Genomic DNA, 18,626 nt, shown 5'->3' with positions numbered 1-18,626 from the left:
TTTCCGGTCCGCCCGCAAGCCTCAAGGCAACGTAATATACCGCCCTAAATCCTCTCTCCCCTGCCCGGTCAGGTGCGGGATCTCACCGAGTAACGGTGCGTGAATGCGCTGTGTCAGCGTAGCCAGATACTCCTGATGCCGTTTGCCCGGCGGCTGAATGCCGTTCGCAATCCATCCTGCCAGCGGTAACCCGGCCGACTGTACCGCCTGCGCGGTCAGCAACGCATGGTTGATACACCCCAGCTTCACCCCCACCACCAGAATCACCGGTAGCTGCATCTGCTGCACCCAGTCGGCAAACGTCAGGCTGTCCGACAGCGGCGTAAACCAGCCGCCTGCGCCCTCCGTCAGCACCCAATCCGCCTGCTGTGCTACTGCCTCAAGCCCGGCAGAGAGCTGCTGTGCGCTAATCGGCCGCTGCTCCTCGGCGCTGATAATATGCGGTGAGGTGGGTTCAACAAAAGCCAGCGGATTCACCACGTCGTAGGGCAGCCTGACCGCACTGTAGCGTTGCAATGCCAGGGCATCTTCGTTACGCACCCCTTCCGGGGTCATCTCACAGCCGGACGCAACCGGTTTATAGCCCGCACAGCGATAGCCCGCGGCCTTTGCTGCCTGAAGCAGCGCGCAGCTGGCGACGGTTTTTCCCACTTCGGTATCGGTTCCGGTCACAAACCAGCGTTTACTCACGTTCAATCACTCCTGAAACCAGTTGATAGCTGAGCAGGCAGCCGAGCACATCGCGCGGCCAGACCAGCTCAAGCTGTTGCAGTTGCCCGCGGCTCAGTGGCCGTTCTTCGCGCCCCTGATGCAGATGGGTGGCACCGATGCCTTTTAACGAACGCAGCAGACTCAGGACATCCGGGAAAGCCAGCGTCAGTCGGTAAGGGACCAGCGTCAGCCCACTCCCCACCGCCGCCTGTTCAATGCTGTTCAGGCTGGCAAACGCGTTAACCGGTGCTGCACGCCCGAGCACCTGCCAGGCTTGCTGCACCTCAGCCAGCGATCCGGCGGCAAGCGTGGAGAACAGCACCTGCCCGCCCGGTTTCGTTACCCGTTGCAGCTCACGCAGCGCCTGAGGTAAATCGCTGCACCACTGGACGGCCAGATTGCTCCAGCTGCGGTCAAAGCTGGCATCGGCAAACGGCAGCGCCTCGATATCACCGCGCTGGTAATGGTCAGCTGCGTGGTGGTTCGCCGCCTGCTGGAGCATTTTTTCCGACAGATCCAGTGCAGTGACCTGATGCCCGGCAGCACGCCAGCGCTGACTGAACCAGCCGGTACCACAGCCAGCATCCAGCACCTGCAAGGCATGACCGGGACGTGCCAGCGCCATCAGTTGCTCGCCGCACTGACGCTGGAGTTCCGCATGTTGGTTATAGCAATGAGCCGCGCGCCCAAAGGCGGCCGCCACAGCGTGCTTATCAACGGTTTGCAGCATGCAGGGCCTCCAGAAGCCGATCGATATCCTCAGTACGATGCGCCGCGCTGAGGGTTATACGCAGACGTGATGTTCCCGGCGGTACGGTTGGAGGACGAATGGCGCTGACCCAGCAGCCGCGATCGCGCAGCCGCTGCGACAGCCTCAGTGCCGCCTGTTCATCGCCAACCATCAGCGGCTGGATGGCGCTGTCGGACGCTGCCAGCGACCAGGGCAAACCGGCCGCCTGCTGACGGAAGTAGCGAATGTTGACCGCGAGCTGCTCACGCAGATCGTCACCTTGCCGGATGCAGCCGAGGGCCGCCTGCAGTGCGCAGACCTGCGCAGGCGGCATCGCGGTGCTGTAAATCAGATGACGGGCAAACTGCAACAGGTACTCGGCGGTCTCTTCATTGCACAGCAGCGCTGCGCCGCTGACGCCAAAAGCTTTGCCGAAGGTGACGATAAGCAGCTCCGGTTTCACGCCCTGCTGCCAGCAGCTGCCACGCCCCTGCTCGCCGCAGACGCCGATACCGTGTGCATCATCCACCAGCAGCCAGCCGCCCTGCGCCTGAGAGAGCTGGTGCAGTTCAGCCAGCGGGGCACGGTCGCCGTCCATGCTAAAAATCCCCTCCGTCACCACCAGCGTTTCACCGTTCGCAGGCAGAGCCAGCAACGGCGCCAGCGCCGACGGCTGATTATGGGCGAAGCGCCGCAGCGTGGCCGGGTTAAGGCTGGCGGCTTCCAGCAACGAGGCATGGCACAGCTTATCGGCGAAGATCCTATCCTCCTTCGCCATCATCGCTGTGATAACGGCCTGGTTCGCCGCAAATCCGGAAATAAACAGCAACCCGCGCTCGTATCCCAGCCAGTCGGCCAGCTCACTTTCAAGTTCAGCCTGAGGGGCACGATAGCCGGTCACATGTGCCGAGCCGCCAGCGCCAACGCCATAGCGCGCAGCGCCCTGCTGCCAGGCGCTGATGATGCGGGCATCGTGGCTAAGCCCGAGATAATCATTTGCTGAGAAATTCAGATAATCCTGCCCCGCGACCCGCAGGCTGCGCGCATCCCCTTGCTGGCTGAGGTGCCGCTGGCGGTACTGCCCGCTGCTGCGCCGGGCGGTCAGCGCCTGTTCAATACGTTGTGACCAGCTCATTACAGCGCCGCGTTGTAGAACAGATCGGTATCGGCAGTCATCAGCTGGGCTGCCAGCGCCTGCTGCTGCTCGTTATCCCCATTTTCCGTCTCCGTATGCTGCGGGTTCAGGCCCAGCTTACGGAACAACACCCGGTCTTTATCCTCTTCGGGGTTCGGCGTGGTCAGCAGCTTGCAGCCGTAGAAAATCGAGTTAGCTCCGGCCATAAAGCACATCGCCTGGGTTTGCTCACTCATCTGTTCACGCCCGGCAGAAAGGCGCACATGGGAACGCGGCATCATGATGCGCGCCACGGCAATGGTGCGCACGAAGTCGAAGGGATCGACATCATCGTTATCCGCCAGCGGCGTACCTTTTACTTTGACCAGCATATTGATCGGCACGCTCTCCGGCGGGGTGGGCAGATTTGCCAGCTGCACCAGCAGGCCAGCACGATCGCTGACCGTTTCCCCCAGCCCGACGATGCCGCCGGAACAGACTTTGATCCCGGCATCGCGCACTTTGCCCAGGGTATCCAGCCGCTCCTGATAGCTGCGGGTGGTGATAATGCTGCCGTAAAACTCCGGCGAGGTATCGAGGTTATGGTTGTAAAAATCCAGCCCGGCATGCGCCAGCCGCTGCGCCTGCTGCTGGCTCAAGGTGCCCAGCGTCATACAGGTTTCCATCCCCATCGCTTTCACCCCCTGCACCATCTGCTCGAGGTAAGGCATATCGCGCTCGTGCGGATTTTTCCATGCGGCACCCATGCAGAAACGCCCGGACCCGGCCGCTTTGGCTTTGCGCGCCGAACTGAGCACCTCCTCCACTTCCATCAGGCGTTCGGAGGTTAGCCCGGTTTTATAACGCGAGCTTTGCGGGCAGTATTTACAGTCTTCCGGGCAGGCCCCGGTTTTGATCGACAGCAGCGTGCTGACCTGCACCTGACGTGGGTCAAAGTGCTGGCGATGCGTCTGCTGCGCCTCAAACATCAGTTCGAGAAAAGGTTTATCAAACAGCGCCTGTGCCTGAGAAAGGGTCCAACGAGTTGCCATTGCTTGCTCCAAAAAAGTCTGTCATTTGTCTTCACGGCCTGGTTATACTTGTAAACTAAATTTTTTATTTTTGGTTTACAAGTGATTTTATGACCCCTGACGATCTCGCCTTTGACCGTGAGCATATCTGGCACCCTTACACGTCCATGAGCCAGCCGCTGCCCTGTTACCCGGTGGTCGCCGCCGCTGGCACCTCGCTGGAACTGGCGGATGGCCGCCAGCTGGTGGACGGTATGTCCTCGTGGTGGGCGGCGATCCACGGCTACAACCATCCGCGTCTCAACCAGGCCTTGCAGACGCAGATGGCGCAGATGTCCCATGTGATGTTTGGCGGGATCACGCATCCGGCGGCAGTTGCGCTGTGTCGTCGTCTGGTGGCGATGACGCCACAGAACCTGGCGTGCGTATTCCTGGCGGATTCGGGATCCGTGGCCGTTGAAGTGTCGATGAAAATGGCGTTGCAGTACTGGCAGGCGAAGGGCGAAAAACGCCAGCGTTTCCTCACCCTGCGCAACGGCTATCACGGCGATACCTTTGCGGCAATGTCAGTGTGCGACCCGCAAAACTCGATGCACAGTCTGTATCAGGGTTATCTGCCTGAACATCTTTTCGCACCCGCGCCGCCGCGTTTCGATCACCCCTGGCAGGCACAGGATGCCGATGCGCTGGAATCGCTGATTGTTGAGCATCATCGCCAGCTGGCGGCGGTGATCCTCGAACCCATCGTGCAGGGTGCAGGCGGTATGCGCTTCTACCATCCGCGCTACCTGCAACGGGTACGCGAGCTGTGCGACCGCTATCAACTGTTGCTGATCGCCGATGAAATCGCCACCGGGTTTGGCCGCACCGGCAAACTGTTTGCCTGTGAACATGCGGCCATCAGCCCGGATATTCTCTGCGTAGGGAAAGCGCTGACCGGCGGCACCATGACGCTCTCCGCCACCCTGACCACGCGCGAGGTGGCAGACACCATCAGCAACGGTGCCGCAGGCTGCTTTATGCATGGTCCGACGTTTATGGGCAATCCGCTGGCTTGCGCCGTGGCATCCGAGAGCCTCGCGATATTGCAGGAGCACCACTGGCAGGTGCAGGTGGCCAACATTGAGCGGCAGCTACGCACGGCGCTGTTACCACTGAGCACGCAGCCAGGGGTGGCTGATGTGCGGGTGCTGGGGGCAATTGGCGTGGTGGAAACGCACAAAAGCGTCAATATGGCGGCGATGCAGCAGTTCTTTGTCGAACAGGGCGTGTGGATCCGTCCGTTTGGTCGATTGATTTATCTGATGCCGCCTTACGTGATCACGCCACAGGCGCTGACACAGCTTACCGACGCCGTCAGTGCTGCCGTAGCACATTCGTCTCTGTTTAATTGTTAACAATGGAGGCGGTCTCCAGGCAGCCTTCAGCGCGATGCGCTACGCTTTTACCTGGTTTTGCGCGGCCTGCTGCCGCAAACAGGAGATAACATGCCACAAGATAAACAGACCAACCGTCGGCTGCTGCTGGCTTCCCGCCCGCACGGTGCACCGACCACGGCGAATTTCCGCCTCAAGGCGCAGCACGTTCCTGAACCCGCTGCCGGACAGGTACTGTTGCGTACCGTCTGGCTGTCGCTCGATCCGTATATGCGTGGACGAATGAGCGATGCCCCTTCCTATGTCCCGCCGGTCGCCCTTAATGAGGTGATGTGTGGCGGAACCGTATCGATTGTCGAGCGTTCTGAGCACGCGGATTTTTCCGCCGGAGACTGGGTGCTCAGCTACAGCGGCTGGCAGGACTTCGCCCTCTCCAACGGCGAGGAGCTGGTGAAACTCAGCGGCCCGGTGCTGAAGCACCCGTCCTGGGCGCTGGGAATGCTTGGAATGCCGGGCTTCACCGCCTATATGGGGCTGCTGGATATCGGTAATCCACAGGCGGGGGAAACGGTGGTGGTGGCTGCTGCGACGGGTGCCGTTGGGTCCCTTGTTGGCCAGATTGCCAAACTGAAGGGCTGCCACGTAGTGGGTATTGCCGGTGGTGCGGAGAAATGCCGCTACGCCGAAGAGGTGCTGGGCTTTGATCGCTGCCTCGATCACCGCGATGACAACCTGGCCCAACAACTGAGCCGCCATTGTGCCGATGGCATTGACGTCTATTTCGAAAGCGTTGGCGGCAAAGTGTTTGATGCCGTGCTGCCGCTGATGAACACCAAAGGACGCATTCCGGTCTGTGGCCTGATTGCCGACTATAACAGCACCGGGCAGCACGCCGGACCGGACCGCCTGCCGCTGCTGCAAGGCGCCATCCTGAAAAAACGCCTGCGCGTTGAAGGCTTTATCATCACGCAGGATTACGGTCATCGCTTTGATGAGTTCTTCCGCCAGATGAGCCAGTGGGTCGCTGAAGAGCGGCTGGTGTTCCGTGAAGATATTATCGACGGACTGGATAATGCGCCTGAGGCGTTTATCGGGATGCTGGAAGGGAAAAACTTCGGCAAGCTGGTGGTACGTGTGGCAGGAGATAAACCGTCATGAAACTGTTAATGGTATTAACCTCACACGATAAACTGGGCGATACCGGCCATAAAACCGGTTTCTGGCTGGAAGAGTTTGTCGCGCCTTATTATGTGTTCCTTGATGCCGGGATCACCGTGGTGCTGGCTTCGCCGCTGGGCGGGCAACCCCCGCTCGACCCGGTGAGCGATGAGCCGGATGCACAGACCCGTGACACCGAACGTTTTCGCAGCGATCGGGAGGCGCAGCAGGCGCTGGCCCATACGCAACGTCTGGATACGATCGACGCCAGCGAGTTTGACGGGGTGTTCTATCCTGGCGGGCACGGCCCGCTGTGGGATCTGGCCGAAAGTGCCGACAGTATTCAGCTGATCGAAACGTTGTTTGCCAACGGCAAACCGGTGGGTGCCGTCTGCCATGCGCCGGGCGTGCTGCGCCATACCAAAAAACCCGACGGCACACCGATTGTTGCCGGAAAACGGGTGACCGGGTTTACCAACAGCGAAGAAGCCGCCGTTGGCCTGACGAATGTGGTACCTTTTCTGGTCGAGGACGAGCTGAAGAAGCTTGGCGGTCAGTTTGAACACACTGATAACTGGGGTGTTTATGTACTGACCGATGGCCATCTGGTCACCGGACAAAATCCAGCCTCTTCGGCAGCGGCAGCCGAAGAGCTGCTGAAGTTACTACACCAATGATTAGGGGATGACATGAAATTAAACAGCCAGAATTTTAACGACGGAGATAAGTTGCCGGAACGTCAGGTGCTGAATGCCATGGGTTACCAGGGTGATAATCTGTCGCCACATCTGGCCTGGGACGATGTTCCCGCAGGGACCAAAAGTTTTGTGGTGACCTGTTACGATCCTGATGCCCCTACCGGTTCTGGCTGGTGGCACTGGGTGGTAGCGAACCTGCCAGCAGACACGCGTGAACTGCCAGAAGGTGCAGGTTCTGGCAAAGTGGATCTGCCAACAGGCTCAGTGCAGACGCGCACGGATTTCGGCAGCGCGGGCTACGGCGGCGCAGCACCACCAAAAGGCGAATCCCACCGCTATATCTTCACCGTTCATGCCATTGACGTTGAAGCGCTGGAAGTGGATGAGAATGCCAGCGGCGCGATGGTCGGTTTTAACGTGCATTTCCATTCACTGGACAGTGCATCCATTACGGCGATGTACTCGTAATTTTCGCTTAAGAGGCAGGGATATTGTCATTCAGGCGCAATACCCCTTCCTCTCCTTTACTCCAGTGCTTTCACTATTTGCATAGCGGCTTTTACGCGTAAGGTGTTGGGATAGTTTTTATTTGCCAGCATAACAATACCGATCTGCTGTTGCGGGATAAATGCCACATAGGCTCCAAAACCTCCCGTTGCCCCCGTTTTATGTACCCATGATTTCTTCACCCGCAGCGCTGACCGAGCATCCAGTACCTGCTGCGGCCCGAGAGCCACTGGACTATCAGCGCCCTGAATTGCCAGTGCTGACTGCTCAGGCCAGTCCAGCATTTCCCAGCCAAGCCCCTGATATAACGCATGGGTACGATAATAACGCGTCTGCGCCAGCCCCAATGCCTGCTGTAACGTTGCATCCCCAATCTGTTGCGGATTCATATTGGCCTGCATCCAGAGCTGCATATCTTTTATTGACGACTTCACTCCGTAGGATTCTGCATCAAGCATACCTGGCGATACATGTACCGGTTTCCCATCTTTATAACCCCACGCATAAGCACTTTTGGCGCTATCGGGTACGGTGATAAATGTGTGGGTGAGTTTTAGCGGCGTCAGTACGCGCTGTTGCATGGCCTGCTCAAACGACAATCCCGCTGGTTTTACTGCCAACAATCCAAACAGTCCGATACTACTATTCGCATACTGCCGCATCTTTCCGGGGGCCCACTGAGGTTGCCACTGTTTATAGAAGTTGATTAACCCTTCTTCGTCAGTCACGGCATCCGGAACCTGTAAAGGCAAGCCACCTGCCGTATAGGTTGCCAGCTGCAGTAGCGTAATGTCCCGCCACTGCGGCAGGTTAAGTACCGGCCAATATTTGCTGGCGCGATCGTTAAGCGCAATCTCTCCTTTTGCTACCGCCACACCACCCAGCACGCCTGTGAAGGTTTTACTCAACGAGCCCAGTTCAAAAAGAGTGTCTTGAGTCACCGGGAGATGTTGCTCTTTATCTGCCATACCCCAGGTAAAATAATAAGATTTGCCTTTAACGAAAACCGCTACCGCCATACCGGGAATATTCTGCTGTTCCATAAGGGGCTTAATGGCCTGATTCACGGTACTTTCCACATCAGGAGCCGCAAATGCGCCTGATGAGTATCCCGCTGCCAGTACAGCCACCATTAAAGCTTGAAAACGTAATTTCACTATTTTTAATCTTCCGTGTTGTTAATTAACCGGCAGTTTGCCCAATTTGACAAACAGCAACAAACTGTTAATTATTACACCTGATAAAAGAAAATCTTACAGGTGAGCTTGTGGCACGTCCTTATATTCCCCTCAATGCGTTAAGAGCGTTTGAAGCCGCTGCCCGCCATCTAAGTTTTACTAACGCAGCAATTGAACTGAATGTGACCCATGCGGCCATTAGCCAGCAGGTTAAATTGCTTGAGCAGCAACTGAACAGCCCGTTATTTATCCGTATTTCTCGCGGTCTGATGCTGACCACTGCAGGCGAAAATTTGCTGCCCGTTTTGAATGATTCTTTCGATCGTATTGCCAATACGCTGGAACGTTTTTCTGCGGGTAAAGTGCGCGAAAAATTAAAAGTGGGGGTCGTTGGCTCATTTGCCATCGGTTTGCTGTTACCGCGGCTGGATGATTTTAACCGCCACCATCCGCATATCGAGTTACAGCTATCCACACACAATAATCGCGTCGACCCCGCAGCCGAAGGTCACGATTACACCATCCGCTTCGGTAATGGTGCCTGGCACGGCACCGGTGCATCGTTAATTTGCGATGCACCATTCTCACCGCTCTGCCATCCCGAGATTGCCCGCCAGTTAAAGCAACCGGTTGACGTGCATAAATTTACGCTGTTGCGATCTTTTCGTCGCGATGAATGGAGTCACTGGTTGCAAAGCATTCACGAATCCCCTCCCTCGCCCTTGCATCCGGTGATGATATTTGACTCCTCGCTCACCATGATAGATGCCGCCTTGCTGGGGGCTGGTATTGCGCTTGCACCGGTTAAGATTTTTGATCATCTGCTACAGGCAGAGAAAATTGTTCGCCCTTTTACCTCGGAGATCAACCTCGGCGGCTATTGGCTGACACGATTGCAGTCCCGGCCTGAAAGTGAGGCTATGATCATGTTCTCCGACTGGCTTGGCAGACAGTTTAAAGAGGGGTAATCAGGCGTTAGCAGGCCTGCCAGATGGCCATCACCCGCAGGATAAGCACTCTTTTTTTGGTCAGCGTTAACCACATTTTTAATCTGATTTTGTTTTGACGATCAGACCATTTTTCTTAAGGACGTAAACTCCATCATCAACAGTGAAATCTGTAACGCTATATTTATCGCGACTGATTGTCATCAGTGCATTTTTATCTACACAGTTTAGTGGCGGCTTCATATCATCAAAACATAGACTGTCATATCCATCGTCCTCTTTATACCCTTCATCGAAATCCCATAATATCACGTTATAACTCCCATCTGCTTCAGGATGAGGAACAGCATATTTAGCTTTCAGCATCGATTTATTTTTTAGCCACCATTCGATTTTACCTTTATCCGTGAAGGGATAATCTTCGACTAAAATAATGCTATAGTATTCCATGTGATGAACGGCGATTATTTTCATTGGGCGGAAGAACAGCCATAATAAAAACCCAGCAATAACTGCCAGTAAAATAATGATTTTATTATGTTTTTTTGACATCACGATCACCTGTAATCTCAATAGTAGCTTCCATATTGGTCATAAATGGTTTAAAAGCGAACTGACTATAGCGCTGAAGCACAAACCAGATGCGAAATAATCTGATCTCCCTAAATTTCCAGTTTTGTATATCCTGGTTATCCAATCCGAAATGGTCCTGAACTTTATAATGTACAACGGCACGAAAGCGATTACCTTCTATCCTTAGCGACTTAATACTTATTTTTGTGGCCCAGGTATCATGCACGCTAATCCCCATGCCATTAAACCGATCCTGGATGCGATCAAATTTTGGAAGTCTGCTTTTTCCAATAGCTTCAGTGAGTTTTCCTTTATTTTTCAAGGGATAGTAATAATTTTCCCAGTCAATATTTTTTGTTAGCGCCTTTTGTAATAACAACCACGAACTACTTTCTCTTGATTGGTCTGTCAGTATCTGCTCTCTCAGTGCCGTATCCAGCCTCGAGCTGCTAAAATCCAGCCCCTTTTTATGCTGCATATGGGTGATCATCTCGATAATGTTATCGCGATACGGACCATAAAAAGAGAAGGCTTTTGCGTAATCACGAAGCTCGTCAAAGAGTATATTGGTGCATTCCTGTTTACTAATCGACTTCATATTCCAGGCTGATGCACGGTAAGCGGGCACTTGCAGGTAATTTTTTCTCGTCAGCGTAAAGGGATCCACCCGGTAGGAAACATCTGACAATTGAAAATCTCTTTTTAACTGCTCCGCGCTTAAATCACCACAGCACATATCCTTAGCGCCGAAGTCATCCATACGGTTTTTGGTAGTGAAAATGGTGCAGGGAAAAGATAATGCAGACATTGAAAACACTCCTTTTTTACAAAATAGTCATCCTGACGCTGACTTCCTGTCAGTACTGATACGGTGCCAGAGCAGAGATATGCCTGTTAGCGACAACGTAATTTATCGCTCGCCATCAGTGTTTCCAAATCAATATGATGATAAAAACTAAAACTGCAATACAGATCATGGTTATTGATAAATAGTAAAAATACCATTAGTAACATTTAGTATTATCATCTTGCCCTATCACAGTTAGTCATAATAAAATTCTTGTGAAGATCATTGCCAACAGGATACCTGTTTTTTACTAATTTTAATAACGTTCCATTCAATCCATCTTTCTTTTGACGATCAGACCATTTTCCTGAAGGACATAAATTCCGTCATCAACAGTGAATTTTGTTTCTTTATTTTTACTGTAGCTAATTATAACTAAAGATTTTTTATCTACGCAGTTTTTTGGCGAGGTCATATCATCAAAGCATAAGCGATCATATTTACCCTCTTCTTTATAACCATCACCAAAGTCCCATAGTATAACATTATAGCTTCCATCTTTTTCTGGCCTAAGAATATTATATTTTTCCTGCACTTCATTTTTGTTTTTTATCCACCATTCCATTTTACCTATATCAGTTATTGGATAATTTTTTACTAAAATAATGGTGTAATATTTCATCTGGTGCACAGCAATTACATTCATCGGTCGACATAAAAAAAACAATAAAAACCCACCTAGAACCATCGCCACCAACAGGATAAACCTTCTTTTTTTAGGGTTATTTAACATCACGTTCACCTAAAATCTCGATTGTGGCTTCCATATTGGTCATAAATGGTTTAAAAGCAAACTTACTGTAGCGCTGAAGGACAAACCAGATACGGAATAAATTAAAATTCCTGTATTTCCAGTTTTGGATATCCTGGCTATCCAACCCAAAATGGTCCTGGATTTTATAATGTACAACAGCGCGAAAACGATCACCTTCCATTCTTAGTGACTTAATACTTATCTGGGTGGCCCAAGTATCATGCACACTAATTCCCATTCCGTTAAATCTGTCTTGAATGCGATCAAATTTTGGAAGTATTCCTTTACCAATAGCTGCGGTGAGTTTATCTTTTTCTTGTAATGGATAGCAGCCATCTTCCCAATTAATATATACACTCAAACCCTCCTTTAATAATAGCCTTGAACTATTTTTCCCTGAATTATCAGTCAATATCTGCTCCCTCAGTGCCGAATCCAACCTCGAACTGCTAAAATCCAGACCTTTTTTATGCTGCATATGGGTGATCATCTCAATGATGTTATCCCGATACGGCCCGTAAAAAGAGAACAATTTCGCGCACTCACGGAACTCATCAAACAGAATATTAATGCACTCTTGTTTGCTAATAGACTCCGCCTTCCAGGTGGATGAGGATGCAGGATAAGTGGGCACTTGCTGGTGCTTTTTTCGTGCCAGCGTCCAGGGAATCAACCCTGTCAGAGACAGTTGAAAGGCCAAAATCCTTTTTCAGCTGTTCCGCGCTTAAATCACCGCAGCACATATCCTTAGCGCCGAAGTCATCCATGCGCTTCTTAGTAGTAAAAATGATGCAGGGAAAAGATAATGCAGACATTGAAAACACTCCTTTTTTACAAAATAGTCATCCTGACGCTGACTTCCTGTCAGGACTGATACGGTGCCAGAGCAGAGATATGCCTGTTAGCGACAACGTAATTTATCGCTCGCCGTCAGTGTTTCCAAATCAATAGGATGATAAAAACTAAAACTGCAATACAGCTCATAGTTATTAATAAATAGTAAAAATACGATTGAAAATAAATGCGTCATTTTGGTTATATTTATTTTTATCAGAGTCCGTTAGGTGAAGCGGTAATAAATTATCTTGATTAAAACGTTAGGTTATATCGTTCTTGTCAGTAAAAAAGGGCCAGCCAAATATGGCCGACCCTTGATATTAACTGCCTGAGCAATTAACGCGATTAATCCAGCTGGTGAACCACCACCCACATTGGCCCCTGCCCTACTGCATAGCGTGCCAGCGGTTGTAACAGGCCACGGTCAGCGGTGATTTTATACACTTCAATATGGTGCGATTTCTGCCCTGCCGCCACCAGATACTGGCCGCTGTGGTCGATATTGAAACCACGTGGCTGCGTTTCCGTAGGCGTATGGCCTTCAACGGTCAGGGTGGCGCCCTCGGCGCTGATGCTGAACGCGGTAATAATGCTGGCGGTGCGGTCGCAACTGTACAGATGACGGCCATCCGGCGTGATATGAATATCGGCCGCCCAGCGGGTATCGCTGAAACCTTCCGGCATCATATCCAGGCTCTGCACTTTCTCCACTTCACCTTGACTGATATCCCAGACGTCAACCGTGCTGTCCAGTTCATTCACACAGTAGGCATAACGCTGGTTCGGGTGGAACACCATATGACGCGGACCGGCCCCTTTGGTGGTTTTCAGCTCAGACTGGGCACGTGGCGTCAGTTCGCCGCTGTCAGACAGGCTGAACAAGGCGATACGATCCTGCTTCAGTGCCGGAACAAACAGCGTCTGATTGGTCAGATCGATATTGGCGGAATGGCAGCCTTCCAGACCGTTCACGATCTGTGTTGGCGCACCCGGCAGGCCATCAGCGCCAATCGGGCTGACGCTGACGAAAGCATCGTTATAAGAACCGACGAAAATAAAGCGCCCCTGACGGTCGGTAGAGATATGCGTCGGGCTGCCTGTCAGCGGTGCATGGCCCGCTTCTTTCAGTTTACCTTCGGCATCAATGCGATAGGCAACCACACGGAAGTCCGGGCGCACCCCCACATAGAGAAACTTTTTGTCCGGGCTGACAACCATCGGCTGCACCTGGCCTGGCGCATCAACCACCTGTAACAACGTCAGTGCGCCGTCATCATTCAGCTGCCAGGCGTGGATCTGATGGCTCTCAGGGCTGGCGGTATAAACAACTTGTTTCATGAATGCTCCTTGTTCTGAATGGGAAATCGGTGTGTGACTGATGTCACAGGGTGTACACTTATTGACATCTTTTGAGCCACGGGAACTGTTATGAGCTATCGCATCATCGCCCTCGATCTGGACGGCACGCTGTTAACCCCTTCCAAAACCATCCTGCCAGAATCACTGGAAGCGCTCAAAAAAGCGCAACAGGCCGGCATAAAAATCCTGATCGTGACGGGTCGCCATCATGTGGCCATTCATCCTTTTTATCAGGCACTGGCGCTGGATACACCTGCAATCTGCTGTAATGGCACTTATTTGTATGATTATCAGGCAAAAACAGTCCTGGAAAGTGACCCGTTGCCGAAAGAACAAGCACTGCGTGTGATCGAGATGCTCGACGCAGCAGGGATCCACGGTCTGCTTTACGTCGATGATGCCATGCTGTACCAGACAGAAACCGGCCATGTGACGCGCACCATTAACTGGGGTCTGTCACTGCCTGAAGCCCAGCGTCCGACATTCTTACAGGTCAACAGCCTGGCAGATGCGGCAAGAAGTGCGCAGTCGATCTGGAAATTTGCCCTGTCTCATGCAGACACCGCTGCGCTGCAACAGTTCGCTGAAAAAGTGGAAGCCGAGATGGGTCTGGCCTGTGAATGGTCATGGCACGATCAGGTGGATATCGCCAAAGCGGGCAACAGCAAGGGCAGACGTCTGGCGCAGTGGGTGGAAGCCAACGGTTACCAGATGAGCGACGTGATCGCCTTTGGCGATAACTATAACGACCTCAGCATGCTGGAAACCGTGGGGTTAGGCGTGGCGATGGGCAACGCCGACGAGGCGATTAAAGCGCGGGCAAAACGCGTGATTGGCACCAATCTGGAAACCGGGATTGCCGACACTATCTATAAGGAAGTGCTGTAATCAGGTGGTGATTGAGACGCTTTTGATTTGAGCAAACAGCCACATATTGGGTTTTATCATCAGTTCATCGCGAGCCCAGGGCGTGATACGCGCCCACAGCTCGCTTTGCCCCACCAGCAGTTTCACTTCCACCTGATTATCAATCTCCAGCAGTTCCGCCACCTGTGCCGGAATAACGTTGCGGATGCTGCTGTTCACCGGGGGCTTAAGCACCAGCGACACATCTGCCGCCTGAATGCGGATACGCAATGGTGTGCCTGCGGGAGAATCAACCCGATTCACCCAGATATGCTGATCGCCCAGCGACAGCGCCGTCATCTGATAATGCGGATGCTGTTCCAGCACCTGCACGCGCAGAATGCTGCTCTGATCACTTCTTGGCAGCCACGGACGCATGGCGCTGCTGGCCCAGACTCTCTCCAGAACACCAAAGGCTTTGACCTTCCCCTCATCAAGCACCATCACGTTATCGGCCAGATGCAGCAGTTCATCGAGGCTGTGGCTGACGTAGAGGATGGGTGTCGAAACCTGGCGCGCCAGCGTTTGCAGCCAGGCCAGCAGTTCACGCTTCCGCGGTAAGTCGAGGGACGCCAGAGGTTCATCCATCAGCAGCATATCCGGGGCGGTCAGCAACGCGCGGCCAATGGCAACGCGCTGTTTTTCACCGCCGGATAATGACCACGGAAAACGATCGAGCAGGGATTCAAGGCCCAGCAGCTTGACCAGCGCATCGAACTGCGGCCGCATGCTTTTTGCCATGCCGTATTCCAGATTGCCGCGCACCCGATAATGTGGGAACAGGCGGGCATCCTGGAAGACATAGCCAATACGTCGCTGCTCCGGCGGCAGCCAGATACCGGTGGCCGTATCACTCAGTACCCGATCGTTCAGCGTTATGCTGCCCTGATCAGGGACGGTCAGGCCGCCAATGGCATTAATCAGTGAGGTTTTTCCCGCACCGGATACGCCAAAGATGGCGGTGACGCCGCTGGCGGGCAAGTTGGCCTTTACGGTCAGGGTGTGGTCGCCCTGCTGTTGAGTAAAATCGAGGATCAGCATCAGAGACCTAAACGCTTACGACCCCAACGGGTCAGCCATTCGGAAAGGAGCAGGGAAAGCAGCGCCAGCAGGATAGCGATCACGCACAGGCGTGCTGTCGCCCCTTCGGCCCCCGGCGTTTCAATCAGCGTATACATCGCCGAAGGCAGGGTGCGGGTTTCGCCCGGAATATTGGAAACAAAAGTGATAGTGGCGCCAAACTCACCCAGCGATCGGGCAAAGCCCAGCACCGTACCGGCAATAATCCCCGGCAGCGTCAGCGGCAGGGTGATGGTGAAAAAGACCCGCCAGCGTCCGGCCCCGAGGGTACGTGCCGCCTGTTCGAGTTTGGTATCCACGGCCTCCAGCGCCAGACGGATAGCACGTACCATCAGCGGAAAGGCAATCACAGCAGAGGCCAGCGCGGCACCGCGCCAGCTAAAAGCAAAGCTGAAGCCGAACCAGTCATAAAGATATTCGCCAATGAAACCGCGACGCCCGAACCCCAGCAGCAGTAAATAACCGACCACCACCGGTGGCAGCACCAGCGGCAGATGGATAATGCAGTCGAGCAGGGTTTTTCCTGGGAACTGACGGCGCACCAGTAGCCATGCCATCAGGATCCCGAAAGGCAAACTACAGGCGACGGCGACCAGAGAAACTTTAAGACTTAGCGCCACGGCCTGCCATTCGGGATCACTTAAAAACATCGTTTTAACCTTTATCTTTTAACCTGCAGCGGTGTTGGCTGCACTCCCTCCCCCCAGTCACTGACTTCAGTCAGCTCCTGGGGACTCACTCACTTGCCGCCTTGCTGCAGCTTAAAATATTTTGGTTAATTTATCTTTTAACCTGCAACTAGAGCGGTGCGAACCCGTACTTTTTGAACACCAACGCCGCTTCCGGCCCTTTCAGATAGTCATAAAACGCCTTCACGCGGGCATTGTTATGATCGGTGACGATCGCCAGCGGATACTCAACCGGTTTATGGCTCTCTTTCGGGAAGATGCCCACCACCGTCACTTTCTTACTGGCGATGGCGTCAGAGCCGTAAACAATCCCGTAGGGGGTTTCATCACGTTCCACCAGCGCCAGCGCCGCACGCACGCTGTTGCTGCGCGCCATCGCTGGAGAAAGCTGCTCCCATACGCCCAGGTTCTGCAACGCTTCTTTCGCGTAAATGCCCGCAGGAACATGGTCCGGGTCACCGACCGCCAGACGCTGGCCTTTCAGCAGGCTTTTCCAGTCGGTGGTTTTACTGATGTTCACCGGCTGTGGCTTGCTGGCCGTCGGGGCCACCAGCACCAGATCGTTGCCCAGCAGGGTTACACGGCTGCCATTGTCGATGGTTTTCTTCTCGCTGGCGTAATCCATCCACTGCTGATCGGCAGAGATAAAAAGATCGGCCGGTGCGCCCTGCTCAATCTGGCGTGCCAGCGTTGAGGAGGAGGCAAAGGAGGACACGATCTTCACATCTGTGCCCTTCTCATACTCGCTGGCAATGTCCTGCAGCGCATTGGTCAGTGAGGCCGCCGCAAACACGGTAATGTTTTCCGCCGCAATGGCATGACCGCCAACGCTCAGGCTGACGGCCGCTGCTGCCAGCCAGTGATTCCATTTTACAGACATGTTTTCTCTCCAGTGATTTCGTTATGTACTGAATACTATAACGATGTACTGGGATCTGTAACCGTTATTATCGGCATGCGAGACGAGAAGTTTAGCGGCACAGAAACGACAACGCCCGGCAAAGCCGGGCGCTGATCATAAAACAGGAGAGATTTACTGGGTAGTGTGGCTCTTTTTCGCTGGCTGGTCTTTGTGACCAATTTTGGAAATAACGTTGAACACTTCGCCCAGACCCCAAATCAGACCGAGGATAATCGCCATGACGATTGGCACCATGATAATGGCAACGGCAAGGCCTTTTAATAACTCGAGCATGGAAACCTCATCTTACGGGACAAAAGAATCATTGTAGCGGGCACGGTTAAGAAAGCACTGACCTTTTGTGCCTTCGTGCGCATTTTATTTGCCGCGCACTGATAGAATCAACCCAGACCCTTTATGTTGATCCCTTCCGGAGTTCCTATGCAGGCCGATATTTCCCTGATCCTGAAACTGCAACAACGGCTGTTTGCCGACCCGCGACGTATTGAACTGCTGCGCCAGGTGAAAGAGAGTGGCTCGATCAGCCAGGGTGCAAAGCTCGCGGGCATCAGCTATAAAAGCGCGTGGGATGCCATTAATGAAATGAACCAGCTGGCCGACCGGACGCTGGTGGATCGCGCCACCGGTGGGAAAGGCGGCGGCGGTGCGGTGGTGACGGCCTACGGCGAGCGTCTGCTCCAGCTCTACGCCCTGCTGGAGCAGATTCAGCAAAAAGCGTTTGATGTCTTACAGGATGACGCACTGCCAGGCAGTCTGTTAGGTGCCATTGCGCGCTTTTCACTGCAAACCAGCGCACGCAATCAGCTTTTCGGCACAATCATCACCCGCGATGACCGCCCGGTGCAGCAGTACGTGACGGTACAACTGGCCGACGGGCAGACACACATTCAGGTCTCCCTGACGGAAGTGAGTGCGAATCGCCTGCAACTGATCAGCGGAAAAGAAGTGCTGGTGCTGATTAAAGCGCCGTGGATTGAGGTCACTTGCGCTCCGACACAGGCTGATAATCAGCTGGCCGGACGCGTGAGCCAGATTGAGCAGGGAGAAACCCACAGCGAGGTGCTGATTGCCGTGGGGGGCGGTGAAACCCTGTGCGCGACCGTGGATAACCTACATATTGTGCAGCAAAAAATCGAACCGGGCGCTACTGTGACCGCCAGTTTTAATGCCGACCGCGTCATCATCGCGACGCTACTCTGAATTGAAAAG

General features: G+C 53.6%; 22 protein-coding genes. 7 read left to right on the top strand and 15 right to left on the bottom strand.

Annotated features, from left to right (window positions below; all coding sequences use genetic code 11):
• Positions 1 to 21: 21 nt before the first annotated feature.
• The 4 genes from bioD to bioB are packed head-to-tail and all read right to left on the bottom strand — an operon-like array spanning position 22 to position 3,607.
• Complete coding sequence (gene bioD / locus ACFL9S_RS02275) at positions 22 to 690, bottom strand: dethiobiotin synthase (protein WP_405260081.1); 669 nt, start codon at positions 688 to 690, stop codon at positions 22 to 24.
• Positions 683 to 1,441 (bottom strand): malonyl-ACP O-methyltransferase BioC, encoded by a 759-nt coding sequence (gene bioC, locus ACFL9S_RS02270; RefSeq protein ID WP_405260080.1) that lies wholly within the window; start codon positions 1,439 to 1,441, stop codon positions 683 to 685. The genes bioD and bioC overlap by 8 nt, the downstream gene beginning before the upstream one ends.
• A complete protein-coding gene (bioF, locus tag ACFL9S_RS02265) occupies positions 1,425 to 2,576 on the bottom strand; it encodes an 8-amino-7-oxononanoate synthase (RefSeq protein ID WP_405260079.1) in 1,152 nt (383 codons plus the stop codon). The genes bioC and bioF overlap by 17 nt, the downstream gene beginning before the upstream one ends.
• On the bottom strand, positions 2,576 to 3,607 hold the full coding sequence (gene bioB, locus ACFL9S_RS02260; RefSeq protein WP_405260078.1) for a biotin synthase BioB: 1,032 nt from the start codon (positions 3,605 to 3,607) through the stop codon (positions 2,576 to 2,578). Before bioB ends, bioF begins: the two co-directional genes overlap by 1 nt.
• A gap of 89 nt (positions 3,608 to 3,696) precedes the next feature.
• On the opposite strand from bioB, the gene bioA reads away from it, so the two are divergent.
• The 4 genes from bioA (at position 3,697) to ACFL9S_RS02240 (ending at position 7,286) form a co-directional block, all read left to right on the top strand.
• Complete coding sequence (gene bioA / locus ACFL9S_RS02255) at positions 3,697 to 4,983, top strand: adenosylmethionine--8-amino-7-oxononanoate transaminase (protein ID WP_405260077.1); 1,287 nt, start codon at positions 3,697 to 3,699, stop codon at positions 4,981 to 4,983.
• Between the two features lie 90 nt (positions 4,984 to 5,073).
• On the top strand, positions 5,074 to 6,120 hold the full coding sequence (locus tag ACFL9S_RS02250; protein WP_405260076.1) for an NADP-dependent oxidoreductase: 1,047 nt from the start codon (positions 5,074 to 5,076) through the stop codon (positions 6,118 to 6,120).
• Entirely contained in the window at positions 6,117 to 6,797 is a 681-nt protein-coding gene (locus ACFL9S_RS02245) for a type 1 glutamine amidotransferase domain-containing protein (RefSeq protein WP_405260075.1), read from the top strand. The genes ACFL9S_RS02250 and ACFL9S_RS02245 overlap by 4 nt, the downstream gene beginning before the upstream one ends.
• Positions 6,798 to 6,809: 12 nt before the next feature.
• Complete coding sequence (locus tag ACFL9S_RS02240; protein ID WP_405260074.1) at positions 6,810 to 7,286, top strand: kinase inhibitor; 477 nt, start codon at positions 6,810 to 6,812, stop codon at positions 7,284 to 7,286.
• Positions 7,287 to 7,342: 56 nt separating this feature from the next.
• Here the strand turns inward: ACFL9S_RS02240 and ampC are convergent, their stop codons facing one another.
• On the bottom strand, positions 7,343 to 8,458 hold the full coding sequence (gene ampC, locus ACFL9S_RS02235) for a class C beta-lactamase (protein WP_405260361.1): 1,116 nt from the start codon (positions 8,456 to 8,458) through the stop codon (positions 7,343 to 7,345).
• 134 nt (positions 8,459 to 8,592) lie between these two features.
• Between ampC and ampR the strand changes: the two genes are divergently transcribed.
• On the top strand, positions 8,593 to 9,471 hold the full coding sequence (gene ampR / locus ACFL9S_RS02230; RefSeq protein WP_405260073.1) for a LysR family transcriptional regulator AmpR: 879 nt from the start codon (positions 8,593 to 8,595) through the stop codon (positions 9,469 to 9,471).
• 78 nt (positions 9,472 to 9,549) lie between these two features.
• Here the strand turns inward: ampR and ACFL9S_RS02225 are convergent, their stop codons facing one another.
• The 6 genes from ACFL9S_RS02225 to pgl form a co-directional block, all read right to left on the bottom strand.
• Entirely contained in the window at positions 9,550 to 10,002 is a 453-nt protein-coding gene (locus tag ACFL9S_RS02225; protein ID WP_405260072.1) for a DUF943 family protein, read from the bottom strand.
• Complete coding sequence (locus ACFL9S_RS02220; RefSeq protein WP_405260071.1) at positions 9,986 to 10,831, bottom strand: YPO3983 family protein; 846 nt, start codon at positions 10,829 to 10,831, stop codon at positions 9,986 to 9,988. Before ACFL9S_RS02220 ends, ACFL9S_RS02225 begins: the two co-directional genes overlap by 17 nt.
• Before the next feature lie 310 nt (positions 10,832 to 11,141).
• Complete coding sequence (locus ACFL9S_RS02215; RefSeq protein ID WP_405260070.1) at positions 11,142 to 11,603, bottom strand: DUF943 family protein; 462 nt, start codon at positions 11,601 to 11,603, stop codon at positions 11,142 to 11,144.
• Entirely contained in the window at positions 11,593 to 12,258 is a 666-nt protein-coding gene (locus ACFL9S_RS02210) for a YPO3983 family protein (protein WP_405260069.1), read from the bottom strand. The genes ACFL9S_RS02215 and ACFL9S_RS02210 overlap by 11 nt, the downstream gene beginning before the upstream one ends.
• Positions 12,209 to 12,439 carry a DUF3289 family protein gene (locus ACFL9S_RS02205; protein WP_405260068.1) on the bottom strand — a complete coding sequence of 77 codons (231 nt, stop codon included), beginning with the start codon at positions 12,437 to 12,439 and terminating at the stop codon, positions 12,209 to 12,211. The genes ACFL9S_RS02210 and ACFL9S_RS02205 overlap by 50 nt, the downstream gene beginning before the upstream one ends.
• 367 nt (positions 12,440 to 12,806) lie before the next feature.
• Entirely contained in the window at positions 12,807 to 13,799 is a 993-nt protein-coding gene (gene pgl, locus ACFL9S_RS02200) for a 6-phosphogluconolactonase (RefSeq protein WP_405260067.1), read from the bottom strand.
• A 90-nt stretch (positions 13,800 to 13,889) separates the two neighbouring features.
• Between pgl and ACFL9S_RS02195 the strand changes: the two genes are divergently transcribed.
• Positions 13,890 to 14,708, top strand: coding sequence for a pyridoxal phosphatase (locus ACFL9S_RS02195; protein ID WP_405260066.1), 819 nt, complete (start codon positions 13,890 to 13,892; stop codon positions 14,706 to 14,708).
• Here ACFL9S_RS02195 and modC read toward each other — a convergent pair whose 3' ends face one another.
• The 4 genes from modC to ACFL9S_RS02175 form a co-directional block, all read right to left on the bottom strand.
• A complete protein-coding gene (gene modC, locus ACFL9S_RS02190; protein WP_405260065.1) occupies positions 14,709 to 15,767 on the bottom strand; it encodes a molybdenum ABC transporter ATP-binding protein ModC in 1,059 nt (352 codons plus the stop codon).
• Positions 15,767 to 16,456, bottom strand: a complete 690-nt coding sequence (modB, locus tag ACFL9S_RS02185; RefSeq protein WP_405260064.1) for a molybdate ABC transporter permease subunit — start codon at positions 16,454 to 16,456, stop codon at positions 15,767 to 15,769. The genes modC and modB overlap by 1 nt, the downstream gene beginning before the upstream one ends.
• A 148-nt stretch (positions 16,457 to 16,604) precedes the next feature.
• Complete coding sequence (modA, locus tag ACFL9S_RS02180) at positions 16,605 to 17,375, bottom strand: molybdate ABC transporter substrate-binding protein (protein ID WP_405260063.1); 771 nt, start codon at positions 17,373 to 17,375, stop codon at positions 16,605 to 16,607.
• Positions 17,376 to 17,528: 153 nt separating this feature from the next.
• On the bottom strand, positions 17,529 to 17,690 hold the full coding sequence (locus ACFL9S_RS02175; protein ID WP_405260062.1) for an AcrZ family multidrug efflux pump-associated protein: 162 nt from the start codon (positions 17,688 to 17,690) through the stop codon (positions 17,529 to 17,531).
• A gap of 147 nt (positions 17,691 to 17,837) precedes the next feature.
• Between ACFL9S_RS02175 and modE the strand changes: the two genes are divergently transcribed.
• Entirely contained in the window at positions 17,838 to 18,617 is a 780-nt protein-coding gene (gene modE / locus ACFL9S_RS02170; protein ID WP_405260061.1) for a molybdenum-dependent transcriptional regulator, read from the top strand.
• The last annotated feature ends 9 nt before the right edge of the window (positions 18,618 to 18,626 follow it).

The sequence above is a fragment of the Erwinia sp. AnSW2-5 genome (assembly GCF_045107195.1).
Taxonomy (GTDB): Bacteria; Pseudomonadota; Gammaproteobacteria; order Enterobacterales; family Enterobacteriaceae; genus Erwinia.
Note: the sequence above shows the minus strand (reverse complement) of the source record. Positions and strands in the feature narration are given on the sequence as shown.